9 protein-coding genes are annotated in these 15,179 nt (G+C 60.9%); 4 read left to right on the forward strand and 5 right to left on the reverse strand.

The window, feature by feature from the left end; all coding sequences use genetic code 11:
* Nucleotides 1-1,610: type I secretion C-terminal target domain-containing protein (locus U5O12_RS12950; RefSeq protein WP_322579039.1), on the forward strand; the 1,610-nt coding region annotated here is incomplete at its 5' end.
* Between the two features lie 13 nt (nucleotides 1,611-1,623).
* On the opposite strand, the gene U5O12_RS12955 is transcribed toward U5O12_RS12950, so the two are convergent.
* Both U5O12_RS12955 and U5O12_RS12960 read right to left on the reverse strand, forming a co-directional pair.
* Nucleotides 1,624-3,549 carry an EAL domain-containing protein gene (locus U5O12_RS12955; protein WP_322579040.1) on the reverse strand — a complete coding sequence of 642 codons (1,926 nt, stop codon included), beginning with the start codon at nucleotides 3,547-3,549 and terminating at the stop codon, nucleotides 1,624-1,626.
* Between the two features lie 23 nt (nucleotides 3,550-3,572).
* Nucleotides 3,573-4,145: a transglutaminase-like cysteine peptidase gene (locus U5O12_RS12960; protein WP_322579041.1), complete on the reverse strand. Its 573-nt coding sequence runs from the start codon at nucleotides 4,143-4,145 to the stop codon at nucleotides 3,573-3,575.
* A 345-nt stretch (nucleotides 4,146-4,490) separates the two neighbouring features.
* Here U5O12_RS12960 and U5O12_RS12965 point away from each other — a divergent pair, with 345 nt between their 5' ends.
* Nucleotides 4,491-6,350, forward strand: a complete 1,860-nt coding sequence (locus tag U5O12_RS12965) for a TolC family outer membrane protein (RefSeq protein ID WP_322579042.1) — start codon at nucleotides 4,491-4,493, stop codon at nucleotides 6,348-6,350.
* Between the two features lie 62 nt (nucleotides 6,351-6,412).
* Here the strand turns inward: U5O12_RS12965 and ssb are convergent, their stop codons facing one another.
* Nucleotides 6,413-6,919, reverse strand: a complete 507-nt coding sequence (gene ssb, locus U5O12_RS12970) for a single-stranded DNA-binding protein (RefSeq protein ID WP_322579043.1) — start codon at nucleotides 6,917-6,919, stop codon at nucleotides 6,413-6,415.
* Between the two features lie 26 nt (nucleotides 6,920-6,945).
* Nucleotides 6,946-8,124 carry an MFS transporter gene (locus U5O12_RS12975; RefSeq protein WP_322579180.1) on the reverse strand — a complete coding sequence of 393 codons (1,179 nt, stop codon included), beginning with the start codon at nucleotides 8,122-8,124 and terminating at the stop codon, nucleotides 6,946-6,948.
* 130 nt (nucleotides 8,125-8,254) lie between these two features.
* On the opposite strand from U5O12_RS12975, the gene uvrA reads away from it, so the two are divergent.
* On the forward strand, nucleotides 8,255-11,320 hold the full coding sequence (uvrA, locus tag U5O12_RS12980) for an excinuclease ABC subunit UvrA (RefSeq protein WP_416221487.1): 3,066 nt from the start codon (nucleotides 8,255-8,257) through the stop codon (nucleotides 11,318-11,320).
* A gap of 25 nt (nucleotides 11,321-11,345) precedes the next feature.
* On the opposite strand, the gene U5O12_RS12985 is transcribed toward uvrA, so the two are convergent.
* On the reverse strand, nucleotides 11,346-13,274 hold the full coding sequence (locus tag U5O12_RS12985) for a sigma-54-dependent Fis family transcriptional regulator (protein ID WP_322579044.1): 1,929 nt from the start codon (nucleotides 13,272-13,274) through the stop codon (nucleotides 11,346-11,348).
* A 303-nt stretch (nucleotides 13,275-13,577) separates the two neighbouring features.
* On the opposite strand from U5O12_RS12985, the gene U5O12_RS12990 reads away from it, so the two are divergent.
* Nucleotides 13,578-15,101, forward strand: coding sequence for an aldehyde dehydrogenase family protein (locus U5O12_RS12990; protein WP_322579045.1), 1,524 nt, complete (start codon nucleotides 13,578-13,580; stop codon nucleotides 15,099-15,101).
* Nucleotides 15,102-15,179 lie beyond the last annotated feature (78 nt).

The following is a 15,179-nucleotide window of genomic DNA, read 5'->3' on the forward strand; positions in this document are numbered from 1 at the left end:
ATGCCGATACTCCAGCTCTGTTAGTCAGCACACGCACCCTCACAAACACCTCGAGCACCGTGATCGCCACCGGTGATGGGTTGACCCGCAGTTACTACACCGCCATCGCAAGTGTCTCCGCAGCCAACGCAGGAAACATTGCCACCGTAGAAGCAAATATTGAAGCGACAACACCATCTGCATCAACCATCGCAACTACAGTAGCACTGACTAGCACGACGACCACAACAAATGGCAGCAATGTAGGTGGAACGGCTGCAGCATTCGATACAGCCTACAGATACACAGGGTTTATCTATTTAGAAGCTGGACACACCTATACCTTAGGTGGCACTCGCGATGACACGCTGCTTGTTACGATTGGCGGGGTCGACATGTTTAGCTCTGGTCATAACAACTGGGGCGCCATTCCCACCACTAGCTCAGCAAATGCAACCGTTGCCCCGAAGGTAGTAACAACTAGTGGCTACTACAGCGTTGAAATTATTTACTACAACGGAGATGGCGCGGGAGAGCTTAACCTTACCTTGGGCGATCAAATCACAGGCTCAGCCACTGCAGCAACATTTTCAACATTAGGCACAAACAATTACAAGCTGTACTCCACGAGCAGCGTAATTACAAACAGCGGAGTGGATCTCAGCCCATTCACGGCCATTAACGACGGCGGGTTCTATGCCATCCCGTCCAACAGTGCATCAAGTATCACAATAGGAACTATCACAGCGGCCCTGACAGATTTGGATGGATCAGAATCCTTGGCGATTACAGTCGGCGCGATTCCTGTTGGAACCATATTGACAGATGGAAACAACTTTTTCTCGAGCAGCGTCGGATCAACAAGTGTGAATGTTACAAGCTGGGACACACACAACTTATTCGTTCTTTCTACCAGCGATGCAACAGTTACGGTTGCAAGCACCTCCTCAGAGATATCCAATAACGATAGCGCAAGCAACACAACAACAATGACTCTCACGGGAGCGTCCACATCTGCCTTTCAAGCAGGAACAAACTCCGCAAACTCACTCACAGGTACCAATACAAACGATGTTCTGGTTGGCGGTGGCGGAGGGGACACCCTGACCGGAGGTACAGGCAACGATGTCCTAGTTGGGGGGGCCGGTGCCGACACCTTGGTCGGAGGAAGCGGGGCAGACATTATTTGGGGCGGAACAGGCAACGATACGCTGACAGGAGGCAATACCGGCTCCACGACTGATCTGATATCCGATGTTTTTGTTTGGCGCCTAGGCGATCAAGGCAATGCGGGGACACCTGCGACAGACACCATCACAAACTTCAGTACAGCATCCCAAACATCCGGTGGCGATGTTCTGAATTTGCAGGACTTGCTTCAGAATGAAAACTCGGGGAATTTGCAAGACTACCTGCACTTCGAGGTTTCGGGAGGAAACACGATTGTTCATATCAGCCACACTGGAGGTTTCGCTGCTGACGCTCATACAGTAGGCGGCACTTACACAACGTCCGCCGAAACGCAACAAATCGTGCTTACTGGGGTTAATTTGTCTTCTCTATATGGCAGCACTTCCGACGCAGCGTTGATCGCCAACTTATTGGGTAACAACAAATTAGTCTCAGATTGAGACTACCCCCCAATTAGTCAACAACACTTGACTGAACACCCGGACCAGTTGCACCGTCAAATCCCAAGCCTACCAGCGCAGTTAACTCTGCACTGGTGGCAACCCCTTCCGCCAGTACCTGCAGGCCGATATTGTGGGCAATGCTGCATAGCCCCTTAAGGAAAGCCGCGTTCCCTGCATTGGCATCCACTCCGCGCACAAAACTTGCATCGACTTTAAGATAGTCCAAACCCAACTCATGCAGCAAGCCAATCTGGCTGAAATGGTGGCCATAATGTTCGAGGCCCGTACGGCACCCCCGGCTCTTGAGTTGATTACACAACACTTTAAATGCAGGCAGATGTTGCAGTGCTCCGGCCTCTGACACTTCTAACCACAAGCGCCTAGCCACATCTTTGTGGGTATCAATTAAAGACATCAATCGTGCCCCAAACTGCGAGTCCTGCATTGAGCTTGCCGACAGATTGATTGCCAACCCATTCAATTGCGGCTGGGCACGAAGCTCTTTCAAGCCCAACTGAACCGCCGCCAGATCCAAGGCGGGAGTCAGCTTCAAACGCTCAGCCACGGGTAAAAATCTGCCCGCTGGAAGCCACTCCCCCTTTTCATCAAACATCAACCGCAGGGGGCACTCACGGTGCGACAACCCACCCTCTGCATTGACAACGGGAAAGGAAATCAATCGAACCCAACCGTGCTCCAAGGCACGCAGAATCATCACAGACCACTGATCTGCCGTGCGTGGCATTTCATCCGTCGTGTCACGCAGCGCTTCAAGTACCCCATCCGCATGACCCGCCTCCACTGAGGCTAGCGCCAAGTCCACACGCGCCAAAAGCCCTCCCATGTCCTCACCTTGGTCAAACTGCCCAACACCCAGCCAAGCACTGGATTGTCCGTCGACGAAGGGGGCCGCCACCTGCACCAATTGCGCCAAGAGCTGCCGTGCCAAGGCAATTCCGGCTCGATCTCCAGGCAACAGCACGGCAAAATCGGCCCCATTAAGCCGCGCACCGACCCCGTTCGGCACACTGCGGGCACAGGCAGCGATCGCATTTCCAGCGGCTTTCAAAAAGTCGTCCGTCGCTTGGCGCCCAAGGCGCCGGTTGATCTCCGCAAGATTGGCCAAACGCACCAAGACCAATCCGCCACCCACAGAGTCCTCGGCGTCAATACATTGCCGCAAGCGCGCCATAAAATGCGAACGGTTAGCCAATCCCGTCAACGGATCGAAATTGGCTTCTTGCCGCACCACCTCCAAACGGGATGCTTCCTCCTCGAACATGCTCTTGAGGCGTCCCACCGTAGCATTCATGGCAATCGCCAACTGCTTGAGTTCGGGCACCTTGGGTTCATCAACTGTCACAAACCGGCGTTGGGTAATGGCCCGAGCCTGTTCAATTACCGTGTTTAAGGGCTTGCGGATGCGTCCTAACACCATAGACCCCAGCAAACCGCCCACCACACCTGCCACACACAGGGCGAGCACCATTTCGTATGCACTCTTCCACAATGCTCCATAGGCAAATCGGCTGTGGCTGACCAAAGTCACGGTACCAAACTGCTTCCAGCCGCTGGTAATTTGCGCTTGCCCTGGGCTGGCAGCGATGGGCAATAAATGAATGAACCAAGCAGGAGCCCCAGCTTCTTTGGCTTCGCTCACCCGCTCAGATATAGGCTTGCCCGCAGGATCAGTGATACGGATTAGCTCGTAATGGCCACTGTCGAACAAAGACGCCACCACCAGATCTGCAATCACCGCATCAGGATTTCCCTGGCTCAGGGACAACGCCAGTGCTGTTGCGTTGTCCGTATTTTTGATTGCCAACTGGGACTCCAAGTACCCACGGGCACTGAGCAAAGAAGCCAGCAAACTTCCACCCAAGGCCAGCAACATACTGGCCACAATGGCCAACCACAACTGACGGTACATCGACATAACTATCTCCTCAGGCCAACGACTTATTCAAAACCTTCTGCCCTGGCGCGCTGCAGCAAATCTTCCCAGCGCGACAACCGCCCTGTTCCTCCTGCGGCAGCTGACCCGCCACCCGCGATGCCAGCAAAGACGCCCGCGCTGTTAAAACTGAAAACCGGCACCAAATCCGGCCGACGGGAAGCGGGCCGGATATCAGGGATCAGGTTGTCCATGATCAGGGGTTCTGCGTCAGGCTGCGCGTAATAGGCCAACACCATGTGGGCCTGCGTCGGCGCACCTTCTGCGCCACCTGTTTTGGCACGAACATAAATCAGTCGCAGCTTGTCTGGCGCCAATCCAGTCTGTAACAAGGTGAAGTACTTTGCGATGGAAAAATCTTCGCAATCCCCAGCACCACGTCCTATCGACTCCATGGGAGTCGCCCAATAATCCGGCTGCGACCACACCACGCCATCCTCTGCAAACTGCAGTTGCTGATTAAAAAAACTGTTCATCCGCTTGATGCGCTCTGCATCAGAAGCGGCAATACTGGCCTGCACCACCGCCCGCCAAGCATTGAACTTGGCCGTAGGTGCATTACCCCAACGCTGGGTCAAACTGGACAACAGCTTGTCAAAGTCGGCAGCCCCAATAGCTGCATCAACCATTAGCCCCAGAGCGAGACAGCACACAAGGGCTGACAAGCCGCGCCATGAAGCCACGCGCATAAAGCGGCGGCAAGCGCTCCTACTCATGGGCGCCGGGGCCTTGCAAAAAAAGTGCGGATAACGTGAAATCCATCGCATTTAGGCCGGGTTTACCGCCTTGGAGTAGTAGCCAAAGGGTGTCCAAAAAAGATGGACTCCACGATAATCCTGCGGCAGGCGCTGGGCGAAAGATTAGCATAGCGTATCTCTCTACACACAAGCATGGCACGCTTGAACCCAAAGAAGTTTCTATCCATGACCCGACTGACAACTATCAGCCAAGCTATTGCGCTTATCACCCTCACGTGGGGGGTTCAGGCCCAAACGACAAATCTCACCGCCTCCCCGACCACGCTCAAAGACGCTGTGGAGCGCGCAGTTCTGCAGAACCCAGAAGTCAAGTACCGCTTCCACAATTTCGAAGCTTCCCAGCAAGAACGCAAGTCCGCAGAAGGCGCTTGGTTACCGCGGGTGGACCTGGAAGCTGGAACCTCGACCAACGAGACCGTCAAACCCTCACTGGCAGACGCCAAGTCCTACAACGCCAACCGTGCCAGCATCCAGTTGCGCCAAACCCTGTTTGACGGCTTCGCCACCCTGAACGAGGTGCGCCGGCTGAGTCATACCCAACAAGCCAGCTACTACGAACTCCAATCTGCCAGCAACCAGATTGGACTGGAAACGGCACGCGCCTATCTGGATGTGATCCGCTACCGCGAGCTGGTCGAAATGGCCGCAGACAACCTGCTTACCCATCGCGAAGTGTATGAACGCCTGAATCAGAAAGTACAGGCTGGGGTGGGACGGCGGGTGGACTTGGAACAAGCCTCAGGCCGCATGGCGCTCGCCGAGTCCAACTGGATCACCGAAGTCAGCAACCTGCATGACGTGTCGGCCCGCTACCAACGCTTGGTCGGTGACATTCCTGCCGCCACCCTTAACCCGCCCCAGCCGCTGGTGGGTGCCATGCCCCAAGGCATTGAGTTTTTAAGGGGGGCCGTCGCCCAAAACCCGGATTTTCTGGCGTCAGTCTCGACCCTACGCGCATTCCGCGCCGACATGAACCTGCGCAAGTCACCGCTCTACCCAACGCTGGAGTTCCGTGCACGCCAAAGCTTTGAAACCAACCAGAGCGGAGTCAACGGTGATTACCGCGACTCCGTGCTGGAACTGGTACTGAGCTACAACTTGTTCCGTGGCGGCTCGGACATCGCCAAGATCAAGCAATACGCCGCAAAACTCAATGTCGCCTTCGACCTGCGCGACAAAGCCTGTCGCGACACATGGCAGACTGGCCAGATTGCCTACAACGACTCTGTGCGCCTGGGCTCACAAATCAAGTTGCTGCAACAGCATGAGCTATCCACTTCCAAGGCCCGCGTGGCCTACCAGCAGCAGTTCGATATTGGCCAGCGCTCCCTGCTGGACTTGCTGGATACAGAAAACGAGTACTACCAAGCGCGCCGCGCGCTGGCCAATGCTGAGTACGACCTGCAACTAGCCCATGCACGGGTACTGGCCTCATCAGGCTCTCTACTCCAGGCGCTGCAATTACGTCCGCTGTCGACCGATCTGCCCAGCACGGCAGGCGGCACCGAGGACAAGGACGACCTGATGGAATGCAGCAGCCACACCCTGCCCTCCATTGAGAAAACTCCCGTGCCCATGGCAAGCCTCAAACCGGTACCGCCGGAGCCACCGCCCGCTCCCGTCGTGGTAGCGCCAGCCCCTGTGGTGCCCAAACCTGACCCCGTGGCACAGGCCTGCACCCAGATCCCCTCAGCAGTTCAAACCTGGCTGGCGGCTTGGAACTCCAAGGATGCAAACAGCTATTTAGGCCACTACGCCGCCAACTTTGTCCCAGCCATGGGCCTGAGCCGTAACGCCTGGGAAAACCTGCGCAAGAAACGCATCGGCAAACAAGGCGACATCCAAGCTGCCATCAGCGACATCAAGCAGCTGGCCTGCGATGCCCAAAGCGCAGAAGTTTCGTTCAAACAGGAATATGGCTCGGTGGACTACCGTGACAGCGTGGAGAAAACTCTGTCCCTGACCCGTGTGGGGGACAGCTGGAAAATCGTCCGCGAAACCGTGACCAAAGGCCGCACCTTCTAATCCAGCCATCCGCCCAAAGAAAAAGCGACCCTCGGGTCGCTTTTTCTTTGCCTGGCGTTGGGTCAGAACGGAATGTCGTCGTCCATGTCGTCAAAACCACTGGCTGGGCGTGGTGCAGGGGCCTGGCGAGGCGCCGGCGCAGGGGCCGCGGCACGGGGTGGCGGCGCGGCGCGGCGGGGAGCCTGCTGGTAACCACCGCCCTCATCGCCATCACCAGCAGGGCCACCCATGCCTTCACGGCCGCCCAGCAGTTGCAGCTCGGTGGCCACAATGTCGACAGTGTTTTTTTCGACGCCCGACTGGTCGGTGTACTTGCCGTACTTGAGGCGACCTTCCACGTAGATAGGACGGCCTTTTTTCACGTATTCACCGGCAATCTCGGCCAATCGGTCATAAAAGGTGACACGGTGCCACTGGGTGTCTTCAATGGATTCGCCGGTGTTCTTGTCCTTGCGGCGGCTGCTGGTGGCTACGCTGACGTTCGCCACCGCCTGACCGGAAGGCAGATAGCGGATTTCGGGATCGCGGCCGCAATTGCCGACCAGAATGACTTTGTTGACGGATGCCATGGGACTTTCTCCAGATTAATCGCAGATTATGCCGCTGCCCGGGCCGCCGGAGCCCGCATGGGCCAAGCCACCACCAGCCAAGCCAGCATCGCCAGCGCACAGGCGCCAAACAGGGCCTGCGGTCCAGTTGACTTCACGAGCCAGCCCCCCACAGCGCCTCCGGTGAAAAATCCCAGCGACTGCAAGGTGTTGTACACCCCCAGCGCTGCACCACGCGACGCGGCGGGTGCCACCCGCGACGCCAGGCTGGGCTGACTGGCTTCCAGCACATTGAAGCCGCAGAAGAACACCAGCAGCAGTAGCCCCAGCGTCCAAATGCCCGGCGTCGATCCACTCAGCACGAGTAGCACCAGCTGCACCAGACCGATCAATCCAATGGCCACCAAAAACACGGCCCGCAAATACCCACGTTTTTCCAGCGGGAACAGGACGGCACCCATCACCACAAACGAGGCCAGCACCGCTGGCAGGTACACCTGCCAGTGCAAATCACGCACCAGCCCGGCCTGCACCAGCAGGGCCGGCAACGCCACCCACATCGCCAGCTGCACGGCGTGCAGCACAAAAACACCCACGTTCAGGCGCAGCAGTGCGGGCTGGCGCAGCACGGCCAGCAAGCCCCCGCGCGCCTGGTCTACCTGCTGGGCCGGTTCAGGCGGCACCCACCACAGAACCACCGCAATCCCCCCCACGGCCAACAGGGATGTCAAGGCAAACAGGCCATGCAAACCCACATAGGCCGCCAGCAGAGGCGACAGCACCAGAGACACCGCAAACACCAGGCCAATACTGGCTCCCACCAGCGCCATGGCCTTGGTACGCACAGCGTCGCGGGTCTGGTCAGCCAAAAGGGCGGTCACCGCCGCAGAAATGGCACCAGCTCCTTGCAAAGCGCGCCCCGCCACCAACCAATGGAGTGTGGGCGCCCAGGCAGCAATGGCGCTGCCCGCTGCAAACACAAACAAGCCCAGCACCATGACAGGTTTGCGTCCAAAGCGATCTGAGGCGATGCCAAACGGGATTTGTAACAGCCCCTGGGTGAGGCCATAAATGCCCATGGCCATACCCACCAGTGCCGTGTCGTCGCCACCGGGGTATTTGCGCGCCTCCAGCGCAAACACCGGAAGCACCAAAAACAGCCCCAGCATGCGCAAGGCAAAAATCAGTGCCAGCGAGGCACTGGAGCGCCGCTCCAGCGGCGTCATGGTGGTATCGGGAACAGAGGGGGCAGACACGGCAGTCACTCTCGGGCAATAAAGGCGGCAGAAACCAGGGGGCGACACCGCAGCCCGACATTGTCTATCATGGCGGGTTACTCCTTTGGCGGCCACACCCTTGAACTCTCCCACTGACGACGGCAAGTACCTCGCCCGGGCCCTGCAGCAGCAGAACATCAGCGTGCGGGGCGCCCGCACCCACAACCTCAAGAACATCGACCTGGACATCCCGCGCAACCAGCTGGTGGTGATCACAGGGCTGTCGGGCTCAGGCAAGTCCAGCCTGGCGTTTGACACGCTGTACGCCGAAGGCCAGCGCCGCTATGTGGAGAGCCTGAGCACCTACGCGCGGCAGTTCCTGCAGCTCATGGACAAGCCTGATGTGGACATGATCGAGGGCCTGTCGCCCGCCATCAGCATCGAGCAAAAGGCCACCAGCCATAACCCGCGCTCCACCGTAGGCACGGTGACCGAAATCCACGACTACCTGCGCCTGCTGTTCGCCCGCGCGGGCACCCCGTTTTGCCCGGACCACAACTTGCCGCTGCAAAGCCAGACGGTCAGCCAGATGGTGGACGCAGTGCTGGCCCTGCCCGAAGAAACCAAACTGATGATCCTCGCTCCCGTAGCGCGCGAGAAAAAGGGCGAGTTTCTGGAGGTGTTTGCCGACATGCAGGCCCAAGGCTATGTGCGCTTTCGCATCAACGGCGAAGCCGTGGAAGCGGAAAACCTGCCCAAACTGAAGAAGACAGAAAAACACGACATTGACGTGGTGGTGGACCGCATCAAGGTGCGCGCCGACCTGAAGCAGCGCTTGGCCGAAAGCTTTGAAGCGGCCCTGCGCCTGGCCGGTGGCCGGGCGATTGCGCTGGAGATGGACACCGGGGCCGAGCACCTGTTTAACGCCAAATTCGCCTGCCCGATCTGCAACTACTCGATTGCCGAGCTGGAGCCCCGGCTGTTCTCCTTCAACTCGCCCGTGGGCGCCTGCCCCACCTGCGACGGCCTGGGCAACCACGAGTTCTTTGATCCCACGCGCGTGGTCGCCTTCCCCACGCTGAGCCTGGCCAGCGGCGCCATCAAGGGCTGGGACCGGCGCAACGGCTACTACTTCAGCATGCTGGAGAGCCTGGCCAAGCACTACCAGTTCGACATCGACGCGTCGTTCGAGAGCCTGCCAGAGCACGTGCGAAACGCCATCCTGTTTGGCTCGGGCGAGGAAGAGATCAAGTTCAGCTACGTGATGGACTCGGGTGCCCAGCAAGGCAAGAAGGTTACCAAGAAACACCCCTTCGAAGGCATCATCCCCAATATGCAGCGGCGCTACCGCGAGACCGATTCGGCCCTGGTGCGCGAAGACCTGGGCCGCCTGCGCAGCACCCAGCCCTGCCCCGACTGCGGGGGCTCGCGCCTGCGCAAGGAAGCGCGCCATGTGAAAGTGGGCGAAGGCGACCAGGCCCGCGCCATCTACGAGATCAGCCACGCCACGCTGCGCGAGAGCTTTGATTACTTCAACACGTTGCAGATGCCCGGTGCGCGTGGCGAAATCGCGTCCAAGGTGATCCGCGAGATTGGCCTGCGGCTCAAGTTTTTGAACGACGTGGGCCTGAACTACCTGAGCCTGGACCGCAGTGCCGAGACCCTGAGCGGTGGCGAGAGCCAACGCATCCGCCTGGCGTCACAAATCGGCTCGGGCCTGACCGGCGTGATGTATGTGCTGGACGAGCCCAGCATCGGCCTGCACCAGCGCGACAACGACCGCCTGATTGGCACGCTGCAGCATCTGCGCGACATTGGCAACAGCGTGCTGGTGGTGGAGCACGACGAGGACATGATGCGCGCGGCAGACCATGTCATTGATATGGGTCTGGGTGCGGGCGTGCACGGCGGGCGCGTCATTGCCCAGGGCACGTTTGACGAGGTCAAGGCCCACCCCGATTCGCTGACCGGCCAGTACCTGGCCAAAACGCTGCAGATTGAAGTGCCCAAGCGCCGCACGCCCTGGCTGCCCGTGGTGGCAGAAGCCAAGCCCGTCGCCAAAGCAGCCGGTGGCAAAGGCGCGCCCAGCAAGGCCGCTCTGGCGTGGGCCGAACGTCAAGCCCACCACATCGCCACCCAGGGCGACATGCAGGCCATCCGCATCAGCGGCGCCAGCGGCCACAACCTGAAGAACGTGAACGTCGATTTCCCGGTAGGCCTGCTCACCTGCGTGACCGGCGTGTCCGGCTCGGGCAAAAGCACGCTGGTGAACGACACGCTGTACGCCGCCGTGGCGCGCCAGCTCTACCGCGCGCACGACGAGCCCGCAGCGCACGAGAGCATTGACGGCATCCAGTACTTCGACAAGGTCATCAACGTCGACCAGTCGCCCGATTGGCCGCACGCCGCGAAGCAACCCGGCCACCTACACCGGCCTGTTCACCCCCATCCGCGAGCTGATGGCCGAGGTACCCACCGCGCGCGAACGCGGCTACGGCCCGGGGCGCTTCAGCTTCAACGTGGCCGGCGGCCGCTGCGAAGCCTGCCAGGGCGACGGCATGGTGAAGGTGGAGATGCACTTTCTGCCCGACGTGTACGTGCCCTGCGACGTGTGCGCCGGGCAGCGCTACAACCGCGAGACGCTGGAAGTGCTCTACAAGGGCAAGAACATCGCGCAGATTCTGGACATGACGGTGGAAGCCGCCTACGAGTTCCTGCACGCCGTGCCCACCATCGCGCGCAAGCTGCAAACCCTGCTGGACGTGGGCCTGTCCTACATCCGCCTGGGCCAGGCGGCCACCACGCTGTCGGGCGGCGAGGCGCAGCGCGTGAAGCTGGCGCTGGAACTCTCCAAGCGCGACACCGGCCGCACGCTCTACATCCTGGACGAGCCCACCACCGGCCTGCACTTTGCCGACATTGCACTGCTGCTCAAGGTGCTGCACCAGCTGCGCGACGCGGGCAACACCATCGTCATCATCGAGCACAACCTGGACGTGATCAAAACCGCGGACTGGCTGATCGACATCGGCCCCGAAGGCGGCGCCGGTGGGGGCACGGTGGTGGGCGTGGGCACGCCGGAAGACATTGCGGCCAACCCGGCCAGCCACACGGGGCGGTATTTAAAGCCGCTTCTAGAAGGCTGATTTTTGCTCATATCGACCTCCAGCCCTCGCCAAATATGCGCAAACAGCTATTGATTTAATAGCAAATTCATAGCACCAAGGTGCTCATGCTGCCGGGCGCAGCTTGCGGTACAGCGTCTGCCGGCTGATACCCAACTGGCGGGCGGCCAAGGACATGTTGCCGCGCGCAGCCTCCAGCGCCTGCTGGATGGCGGCGTGGCCCAGGGCCTGCAGGCTTTGCGGGGCTTGGGTCACGGCTGGCTCCACAACCACCGTCTTCGCGACATCACCCACTTGGAGTGCGTCCACCAGGTCGTCGGGCATGTGCGCCCAGTCCAGCGTGTCCTCCCCGTCCAGCAGCATGGCGCAGGCGGTGCGTAGCACGCTGGCGTACTGGCGCAGGTTGCCGGGCCAGGCGTGGGCGCTCAGGCGGGCCAGCAGCTCGGGGGCCAGTTGCACTTCGCGCTCCGGGCTCAGGTCGGCCAGCAGGCGCTCGGTCAGCGCGGCAAAGTCGCTGCGCTCGCGCAACGCTGGCAGCTGCACGGTGAGGCCGTTGATACGGTAGTACAGGTCGTGACGAAAGCGGCCCTGCTCGGCCGCCTCGGCCAGCTTGCTGTGCGTGGCGCACACGAGTGCAAAGTCCACCGCCACCGCCTTGCCCGCACCCACGGGCGTGACGGTGCGCTCCTGCAGCACGCGCAGCAGCCGGGTCTGCATGGGCAGGGGCATATCGCCAATCTCGTCCAAAAACAGCGTGCCGCCCTCGGCCTCGCGCAGGCGGCCCAGGCTACCCTCTTTGCGCGCGCCGGTGAAGGCACCGGCCACGTAGCCAAACAACTCCGACTCGATCAGGCTCTCAGGAATCGCGCCGCAGTTGATGGCCACAAACGGCGCCGCGCGGCGTGGGCCGCTGGCGTGCAGGGCACGGGCGAAGAGTTCTTTGCCCACGCCCGACTCGCCCTGGATCAGCACGGGAATCGGCTTGGCCACCACGCGGCGCGCCTTGTCGGCGGCGCTGCGCCAGCGGGCGTCACCCGTGTCCAGCGCGGCCAGCGCGTCGCAATGGCTGGCAGGGGCCGGGGCCAATACGGACAGGTTGGTAACTGGTAGCACCGCCGCATCCACCTGCACCTGGGCAAACAGCACGGCGCCGTTGTGCAGGCGCAGCTGCTGCACCTGCTGGGGGCGGCGTTTGTGGCGCGACAGCAAGTCGTCCAGCCGCACATCCAGCACACGCTCCAACAAGGTCGCGCCAATGTCGCCTACGCTGAGCCGCAGCAGGGCCAGCCCCACGCGGTTGGCGCCGACCACCCAGCCGTCGTCCGACAGCGCGACGATGCCCTCGGCCATGCTGCCAATGCCCTCGGGCTGGGTGTGCAGGTGCAGGCGGATGTTGCGTTTGCAGGTGGCCAGCATGAGCCGGTTCTCGATCATGCGGGCCGCCGTGCTGGCCAGGCCCAGCGTGTGGCCGTGGCCATGGCGGTGGTCGCCAGAAATGTCGAGCACGCCCATGAGCTCGCCCGTGGCCGACAGGATGGGCGAGGCTGCGCAGGTCAGAAACCCGTTGCGCTCCAGGAAATGTTCGCCGCCATGGATCTCTACCGCGCTGCGCTCCACCAGCGCGGTGCCAATGGCGTTGGTGCCCCGGTGCGCCTCGTGCCACGAGGCACCGCTGGTCAACGCCACACGCTCGGCTTTGCCGACAAAACTCACATCGCCCAGCGTGTGCATGAGCATGCCATGCGGGTCGGCCAGCACGACCACGCTCTGGCTGTGGCGCACTTGTTCAAACACGTATTCCATCACCGGGCGCGAGTGGGCCAGCAGGGCATGGCTGTTGGCCAGCGCCTGGCGCAGGCTGGCACTGCCGGCGTGGTCGGTGGCCGCACGGCCGGCAGGCGCCAGCCCTGCGGCCAGGCTGCGATGCCACGAGCGGACCAAACGTTCGTCCAACACGCCCACGGGGCATTGGCCGGTTTCCAGCAGCTGTTGGCGGGCCTGTCGCAAGGCCAGCACGGGGGAGGTTTGTCGCACGTTGTCTCCTGCGCGGGGTCGTGGTCGCCCCGCTTTGGCACAGTATGGGGGCGGTGGGTGGGCGAGGCAATGCCGCACACCACCCTGCAGGTCCAACTGTTCCATTTTGTGACACCTGTCACTGTTGCGAATCGTGACAGCCCTGGCTTGCGGACAGCTTGCACGAGGGTGCTGCGGCGCAACAAACCCAATGAAATCAAAGGCCTGCCAACAGCGCCCGCATGGCACGCGTCTTGAGATACCTATGCACCTGCCGGGCAGCCCGATGCAGGCACGCACAGCAACCACAAGAGGACGACAACCATGGCTATTTACGCAGCACCCGGCGCCGCAGGCGCCAAGATCACCTACAAAGCCCAGTACAACAACTTCATCGGCGGCAAGTGGGTGGCCCCGGTCAAGGGCCAGTACTTTGATGTGATCACGCCGGTCAGCGGCAAGGTCTACACCAAGGCCGCCCGGTCGACGGCAGAAGACATCGAGCTGGCACTGGACGCCGCCCACGCCGCCAGCGATGCCTGGGGCAAAACCGATGCCGCCACGCGCAGCAACATCCTGCTCAAGATCGCCGACCGCATTGAACAAAACCTGGAGCTACTGGCCTACGCCGAGACCGTGGACAACGGCAAGGCCATCCGCGAAACGCTGAACGCTGACATCCCGCTCACCGTGGACCACTTTCGCTACTTTGCAGGCTGCGTGCGGGCGCAAGAAGGCGCCTTGAGCAATATCGATGAGAACACGGTGGCGTACCACATCCAGGAACCCCTAGGCGTGGTGGGCCAGATCATTCCGTGGAACTTCCCCATCCTGATGGCCGCCTGGAAGCTGGCCCCCGCCATTGGCGCCGGCAACTGCGTGGTGCTCAAGCCTGCGGAGTCCACGCCCATTTCCATCCTGATCATGGCCGAGCTGATTGCGGATCTGCTGCCACCCGGCGTGCTCAACATCGTCAACGGCTACGGCCGAGAAGCCGGCATGCCATTGGCCACCAGCAAACGCATCGCCAAGATCGCCTTCACCGGCTCCACCACCACCGGCCGCGTGATCGCCCAGGCCGCCGCCAACAACCTGATTCCCGCCACGCTGGAACTGGGCGGCAAGAGCCCCAATGTGTTCTTTGCCGACATCATGGACAAGGACGATGCCTTCCTGGACAAGGCCATTGAGGGCTTGGTGCTGTTCGCCTTCAACCAGGGCGAGGTCTGCACCTGCCCTAGCCGTGCGCTGATTCAGGAATCGATCTATGACAAGTTCATGGAACGTGTGCTCAAGCGCATCGCCGCCATCCAGCACAAGAACCCGCTGGACACCGACAGCATGATGGGCGCGCAGGCCAGCAAAGAGCAGCTGACCAAGATCCTGAGCTACCTGGACCTGGGCAAACAAGAAGGTGCCGAAGTATTGGCCGGCGGCGGGCAGGCCCATCTGGGCGGTGACCTGGAAGGCGGCTACTACGTGCAACCCACGCTGTTCAAGGGCCACAACAAGATGCGCATCTTCCAGGAAGAAATCTTCGGCCCGGTGCTGGCCGTCACCACGTTCAAAGACGAAGCCGAAGCACTGGCCATTGCCAATGACACGCTCTACGGTTTGGGCGCCGGCGTATGGAGCCGCAACGGCAACGTGGCCTACCGCATGGGCCGCGCCATCAAGGCGGGCCGTGTGTGGACCAACTGCTACCACGCCTACCCTGCGCACGCAGCCTTTGGTGGCTACAAGGAATCCGGCATTGGCCGCGAAACCCACAAGATGATGCTGGACCACTACCAGCAGACCAAGAACCTGCTGGTGTCTTACTCTGAGAACAAGCTGGGCTTCTTCTAAGTCGTATCGGCTCGCGTCGCGTTACTTCGCGCCGAGCCGCGCAGCAGCGGGCTGGAACCTCCCCCCTCATACTGGGGT

It is taken from the genome of Rhodoferax sp., from assembly GCF_034519335.1.
In the GTDB taxonomy this organism is placed as follows: domain Bacteria; phylum Pseudomonadota; class Gammaproteobacteria; order Burkholderiales; family Burkholderiaceae_C; genus Allorhodoferax.